The sequence below is a fragment of the Aeromonas sp. 604176 genome, assembly GCF_049170755.1.
Classification (GTDB): Bacteria; Pseudomonadota; Gammaproteobacteria; order Enterobacterales; family Aeromonadaceae; genus Aeromonas; species Aeromonas veronii_A.
Map to the genome: position 1 here is coordinate 1 of NZ_JAAKNE010000167.1, position 6273 is coordinate 6273.

7 protein-coding genes and 1 pseudogene are annotated in these 6273 nt (G+C 59.7%); 7 read left to right on the forward strand and 1 reads right to left on the reverse strand.

Features of this window, described 5'->3' with window-relative positions; translation table 11 throughout:
- A pseudogene (locus G5358_RS19680) lies at window positions 1–222 on the forward strand (glutamine--fructose-6-phosphate aminotransferase); the annotation flags it as partial.
- A 73-nt stretch (window positions 223–295) separates the two neighbouring features.
- Here G5358_RS19680 and G5358_RS19685 read toward each other — a convergent pair.
- Complete coding sequence (locus G5358_RS19685; RefSeq protein ID WP_216952456.1) at window positions 296–1072, reverse strand: helix-turn-helix transcriptional regulator; 777 nt, start codon at window positions 1070–1072, stop codon at window positions 296–298.
- A gap of 210 nt (window positions 1073–1282) precedes the next feature.
- Here G5358_RS19685 and G5358_RS19690 point away from each other — a divergent pair, with 210 nt between their 5' ends.
- From G5358_RS19690 to G5358_RS19715, 6 genes are read left to right on the forward strand one after another with little or no spacing between them, the layout of a single operon-like run.
- The gene (locus tag G5358_RS19690; protein ID WP_005357258.1) at window positions 1283–2044 is read left to right on the forward strand and encodes a DUF3450 domain-containing protein; all 762 of its coding nucleotides are present in this window, start codon (window positions 1283–1285) and stop codon (window positions 2042–2044) included.
- Window positions 2041–3345, forward strand: coding sequence for a MotA/TolQ/ExbB proton channel family protein (locus G5358_RS19695; RefSeq protein WP_421324752.1), 1305 nt, complete (start codon window positions 2041–2043; stop codon window positions 3343–3345). The genes G5358_RS19690 and G5358_RS19695 overlap by 4 nt, the downstream gene beginning before the upstream one ends.
- Complete coding sequence (locus G5358_RS19700; RefSeq protein WP_216952452.1) at window positions 3342–3872, forward strand: MotA/TolQ/ExbB proton channel family protein; 531 nt, start codon at window positions 3342–3344, stop codon at window positions 3870–3872. Before G5358_RS19695 ends, G5358_RS19700 begins: the two co-directional genes overlap by 4 nt.
- Window positions 3869–4270 carry an ExbD/TolR family protein gene (locus G5358_RS19705; protein WP_005339369.1) on the forward strand — a complete coding sequence of 134 codons (402 nt, stop codon included), beginning with the start codon at window positions 3869–3871 and terminating at the stop codon, window positions 4268–4270. Before G5358_RS19700 ends, G5358_RS19705 begins: the two co-directional genes overlap by 4 nt.
- Entirely contained in the window at window positions 4267–4929 is a 663-nt protein-coding gene (locus tag G5358_RS19710) for an energy transducer TonB (protein ID WP_005339371.1), read from the forward strand. Before G5358_RS19705 ends, G5358_RS19710 begins: the two co-directional genes overlap by 4 nt.
- Window positions 4930–4931: 2 nt before the next feature.
- Window positions 4932–6110: a hypothetical protein gene (locus G5358_RS19715; RefSeq protein ID WP_216952450.1), complete on the forward strand. Its 1179-nt coding sequence runs from the start codon at window positions 4932–4934 to the stop codon at window positions 6108–6110.
- The last annotated feature ends 163 nt before the right edge of the window (window positions 6111–6273 follow it).

Genomic DNA, 6273 nt, shown 5'->3' on the forward strand with positions numbered 1-6273 from the left:
GTGCGTGCCCGTGGCGGTATCCTCTACGTGTTCGCCGATGCCGACACCGGCTTCAAGAGCGACGAGACCATGCGGGTCATGAACCTCAACCATGTGGAAGAGGTGATCGCCCCCATCGTCTATACCGTGCCGCTGCAGCTGCTCTCCTACCACGTCGCCCTGATCAAGGGCACTGACGTCGACCAGCCGCGCAACCTGGCAAAATCGGTGACCGTCGAGTAAGTCACTCTCTGATCAGTCACTTTCTGAAATGAAAAAGAGCCGCAATTGCGGCTCTTTTTGTTGCTGCTGAGGGTTACGACAGCCGCAGGTTGGTGATGGTGACCTCGTCGAGGGAGGGCACTATGATGCCGCTGGTGATCCCCTTGGCGATGGCCTGGCTGCGGTTCTTCGAGTCGGTCTTGTTGGTCACCTGGGTCAGGTGAAAGTTGACCGTCCGCTCGCTGATGCCAAGGATGGTGGCGATCTCCCAGGAGGTTTTGCCCTCGCTGGCCCAGAACAGGCACTCCTTCTCCCGATCCGACAGTTCGGTCAGGTACTTCATCAGGTCAGGCCGGCTTTTTATCAGTTGCAGCGCGGAGTTGAAGATGTAGCTGGCGCAGAATGACAGCAAGGGAACGTTTTCAAACATCAGATCAGAGTTGGACTTCTCCTTGGTGATGAATGAGAGGATACCGTGCTCCCCCTGCGGGGTGTGGAGCGGGAAGGATACGCCGTTGCGCACCCCGAAATCGGCAGCCAGATTCATCACATCGCGGCTGGCGCTGGGCAGCCAGGGCGAGTCGCAGTCGAGTTTGTTCCAGAAGATAGGCTGGGTCTGTTTCAGCCCCAGATAGACCACCGGATCCTGGGTCAGATACTGGTTTTCGCTGTAGGCGTCAAACCAGCTGGTCGGACAGTTGTTGAATAGTGCCACGTGGGATTTCTGCATGCTGATGGGGAAAATAATCAACAGCCGGAAGTAATCAAAGCCCATTTGATGACTGAAGCGTTCCAGTTGTTGCTGGATATCGCTGGTTTTTGTTGCCTTGGTGAACTTGTCGATATGTTCCCAGATCGCATCGTTGAGCATGACTTTCTCCTTTTTCGATCTCTATCACACTGATCGAAAAGATTTTTTCTCGTTATTTATATTTGTGCGGTGGCTATTGGCGCCACTTATTCCGTGCGTGTCTAAAAATTATCCTGTTTTTGTGCATAAAGGCCAAGAAAATCCTCTCGTTGCCAGTCCGCCCCACATTTGAGATAATGATAATAGTTATCATTAGTAAGATGTATTTCAATGAACAAATTATGGGGTGTGGCCCTGCTGCCACTGTCAGTCCACTTTGCTGCCATCGGGGATGAGCTGGTTGCTCCCGCCCTCAAGAACAGCATAGCTGCCGGGAAAGCCTCCCAGCAGCGGGTGGAAAAAGCCGCCGATGCCGCCGTTGCCGCCCGACTGGAGCTGCAAAATGCCCAGCTGCAACTGCGTGACCTCGAAGCCTACAACCGCTACATGCAATCTCTGGTGGCCGATCAGCAAAATGAGCTGGGTAAATTGAGCCAGCAGCTGGAAGCGGTGCAAGAGACCCGTCAGGGCTTGATCCCGCTGATGTTGCAGATGCAGGCAGATCTGGAACAGCTGGTGCAAAACGACATCCCGCTGCGCAAGGAAGATCGTTTGGCGCGGGTTGAACAGTTGAAAGCGACCCTGGCTCGTGCAGACGTTAGCGAGGCAGAGAAATTCCGTCAGCTGCTGCAGGCCTATCAGATTGAAGCCGAGTACGGCAGCCGGATGGACAGCTATTCCGCCGAGCTGGAGCTGGATGGTGCTCCGCGTCGGGTCGATGTGCTGGCGCTGGGTCGGGTCTCCCTGCTGGCGATGACGGCCGATCGCAGTCAGGCATGGCGCTGGTCTGCCGAGGCGAAGCAGTGGCAAGCACTCGACAGCCAGTGGCTCTCCCCTATCGCCGAGGCGATGGATGTGGCCGCCGACAAGAAAGTTCCCCAGTTGCTCAATGTCCCCCTCTCTGTCAGCCGCAGTCAGGAGGCCCAATCATGAGAGTCACCATGAAGTGGTTCCCCCTCCTTATTGCCCTCTCCTGCGGTGCCAATGCCGCTGTTGCCGATGAGTGGCAGCAGCAGGAACAGGCTCGTGAACAGCAGGCTCAGCAAGATCTGGCGACCGTTACCAAGGAGCTCGGCACTGCCCGCGCCAGACTGGCTGAGGCCCAGCGCCTGAGCAAGGAGCTGGCCGGCAAGTTCGCCAGCAACGAGAAGCAGCTGGTCGAGCTTAACGCACAGTGGGAGCAAGCCTCCGGCGATATGAACGAGATCTTCGCGGTCACCCGTCAGGGCGCCAGCGATGCGGTCAAGCTGCTGAGCGAATCCGCCGTCGAGGGCCAGTACCCGGAACGTCTCGCCCCGCTGAAAGCCATGGCACAGGATAAACAGGTGCCGGATCGCGCCGCCCTCGCCCTGCTGCCCGCCACGCTGCTGCAGGAGATCCGCGAATCTGGCCGGATTGCTCAGTTCAACGGCAAGGTGCTCGATGCCCAGGGGGCTGCCAGCGAGCAGTCGCTGACCCGGGTTGGCAGTTTTGCCCTGCTGGGGAGCGAAGGCTTCCTGCAACCGACCGCCGAAGGCTTGAGCCCGGTACTGGGTCTGCCCGGTAGCGTGCTCTCTGCCGTTGCGGCTTATCAGGGTCAGGAAGGGGAAGCGCTGCCGCTGGATCCTTCTCATGGCACTCTGCTGGCGATGCTGGCACAGGCACCCACCTTCTGGCAGCAGGTACAACAAGGTGGTCAGGTCGGCGCCATTATCGTGCTGTTGGCCGCCATCGGTTTGAGTATCGCTGCGGTACGGCTGTGGAGCCTCTCCCGCGAACTGGGTCGGGTGCGCCGCCAGCTCAAGAGCGGCGAGTATCACGCCGACAACGCCCTTGGCCGGGTGCTGACGGTGGCAGACAAACACCCCGAGCTGAGCATGGAGACCCTCGAACTGCGTCTTGATGAGGCGATCCTGCAGGAGACTCCTCGCATGGAGCGCGGCATCGGCATGGTCAAGGTGATCGCGGCCATCGCCCCCATGTTGGGCCTGCTCGGTACCGTGACCGGGATGATCGGCACCTTCCAGGCCATCACCCAGTTTGGCACCGGCGATCCCAAGATCATGGCGGGCGGCATCTCCATGGCGCTGGTTACCACGGTACAGGGTCTGGTTGCTGCCATTCCGCTGATCCTGGCCCACAGCCTGCTGCAATCGCGCTTCACCGAGCTTTCCAATGTACTGGAGCAGCAGGTAGCCGGCATTCTGGCCGAGCGCGCCGAGAGCAATAACGGCGGGATGGAGCGAGCAGCATGATGCTCGACATCTGGCAACAGCTGCAGAGTTTCATGGGCCGTGGCGGCCCTGTGCTCTGGGTCATTCTGGCCCTGCTGGTGCTGATGTGGATTTTGATGATCGAGCGGCTGCTCTACCTCAATCTGGGTTTTGGCTCCTTGCAGCAACAGCTGCTCGGCCGCTGGCAGGCCCGCAGCGAGCGCCACAGTTGGCACGCCCGAGCGATCCGCAGCCGCTGGCTGGCACAGGCGGAGCTGGAACTGAACCGTCATCTGATCTTCATCCGCACCCTGGTGGTGCTCTGCCCCATGCTGGGGCTGCTGGGCACTGTGACCGGCATGATCGGTGTATTCGATGCGTTGGCTGCGGCCAACCGCTTTAACCCGGAGAGCATGGCGGGCGGGATCTCCCGCGCCACCATCCCCACCATGGCGGGCATGGTGGTGGCACTCTCCGGCGTGTTGTTACTCAGTCGGCTCGAGAGTCAGGCCAAGCGTGCGCTGGCCAAGACCCGGGACGGCCTGCGAGAAGAGAAGGTAATGCAATGAGACGGCAATCCAAACGCCAGCGTGACGAAGTGCAGATCGACATGACCCCCATGCTGGATATCGTGTTCATCATGCTGATCTTCTTTATTGTCACCACCTCCTTCGTGCGTGAAGCCGGGCTCGAGGTGCACAGGCCCCAGGCCAGTCAGGCCAAGGCGCAGAAATCCTCCAGCATCATGCTGGCGATCGGGGCTCAGGGTCAGATCTTCCTCGACCGCAAGCAGATCGATGTGGAGCGGGTGCAGGCCACCATTGCCCGTCTGCTGGCGGAGCAACCCGATGCCAGCCTGGTGATCCAGGCTGACGAGCGGGTGCCCCACGGCAAGGTGGTGCGGGTGATGGATGAGGCCAAGGCGGCGGGTATCGCCAATATCGCCGTGGCGGTGGCGCCGAAATGAAATACAAGCTGATGAGCCTGGGGCTGGGGATCGCCCTCAGTCTGGGCATCCTGCTGTTTATGGCCACGCTGGTTGAACCGCCCCGGGGCGAGAAGGTGGCGAGCGAACAGAAGCCCATCGTCATCAATATGCAGAACGAGGTGACCGAGGTGCAGGTGCGCGAGCGTCCGGTGCCACAGGAGCCCGAGCCTCTGCCAGAGCCTCCCGCGGCATTGGCCTCGACACCGTTGCCGATGCCTGCCGCGGCCCCCTTGGCGGCCGTTGAGCCGAGTCTGGATCTGGTCTCCAGCCTCAGCGCGGTGCAGGTCTATGCCCCCGGCGTGGCGACCAGTACCGCACCGGTATTGAGTGGCAACTATCACGGCCAGCAGCAGGGAGCGGGTATCGGCGCAGGTGACATGCTGATGCCGCTGCAACGGATCGAGCCGGTCTACCCCTATCGTGCCCAGCAGTCAGGGATCGAAGGATTTGTCACCCTGCGCTTTAGCGTGAATGCCGAAGGTGGCGTGCAGGATGTGGAAGTGGTCGAGGCCAAACCCAAACGTCAGTTCGAGCGGGCGGCCATTCAGGCGATCAACAAGTGGCGCTATCAGCCGAGACCGGGCGCCACCGACAAGCTGGTGCAAGTCATCACGCTCAAATTCAAACTGGAGTCATAACTATGTTGCGGATCTGGATCTGTCTGCTTGCCCTGGTCGGCCAAGCCTGTCTGGCGATGGAGGTCAGCCCTCACTTCTCCCGTCAGCTTGAACCCGTGATGAAGCTCTATCAGTCCGGTCAGTGGCAACAAGCCCAGAGCAAGGCATCCGGCCTCAAGCCAAATAGCGATGCCGAGCGTGCCTGGCTGGCGCAGTTGCAAGCCTCGCTGGCGGCCAATCTGCAACAGACCGCCCAGGCGAGCCGTTATGTCGAACAGGCTCTTGCCTATAAAGAGTGGCCCGAGCAGCAACAGCTCCAGCTGTTGCGACTGCGCGGCGATATTCAGGCCCAGCAATCCAACTGGTCTGGCGCCATCGCCAGCTACAAGGCGGCACTGGCACTCAAACAAGACGATGGGCTGCGCCTGCGTCTGGCTGGCCTCCATTACCACAACAAACAGTACGGTGACGCTGCCAGCCAGAGCGAACAGTTGTTGAAGAAGGGTTGGCAGAAGCAGGCCGCCATCATTCGTCTCTCCGCCCTCACAGCTCAGCAACGTTATGGCGTGGCGGCCGATCAGGCGGCCGAGTTGATCAGCCACGAACCCAAAGAGAGCAAATGGTGGCAACAGGCGGTATCACTCAACCTCTCCGCCAAACGTGGCGATCAGGCGTTGGCTCTGTTGCAAACAGCTATCGACAGAAAACTGATGGATGATACGTCTGCCCGCAATCAGCTGATCCGTCTCTATGCCTGGCAAGGGCTGCCTTATCGTGGAGCCCGTCTGCTGGAAGCGGCCATGGCCAAGGGACAGATGAAGCAAAGTGCTGAAAACCGCCAACTGCTGGCCCAATTGTGGGAAGGTGCCCGGGAGTGGTCACAAGCAGTTAATAGCTGGCAGCAGCTGGCCAGCCTACATGGTCAGCCCAAAGCTGCCATGCGCGCCGCCGAACTGATGCTGCAACAGGGCAAGACTGATGCTGCCATGATCCAGCTCGCCGCCATCAAGTCGGTAAAAGGCGAGCAAGGCAATCGTGCCAAAGCGCTGCTGGTGCAGGCACACCTTAATAAGGAGCAGTATGCCCAGGCGCTGGAACTGGCCCGTGAGCTGCAGCAACAGGATAACTGGCAGCAGAAGGCAACCAGCTGGGTCAACTATATCCGGGCACAAAGCGAAGAGTTGAGCAAAAAAGCGGCGTAAAAGAGGTGCCAAGGGGTTGTTTTGGGGCGTTCAGTTCGCTTTTTCAGCAAACGAACGCATTTTTGCAAAAAGCCCTTGTCATCCCGGCGCGGCTCCCTATAATGCGCCCCTACCAGCACGGCGGAACACGCCGAACTGATGAGCCAGCTTCCTAGCGAAGTGG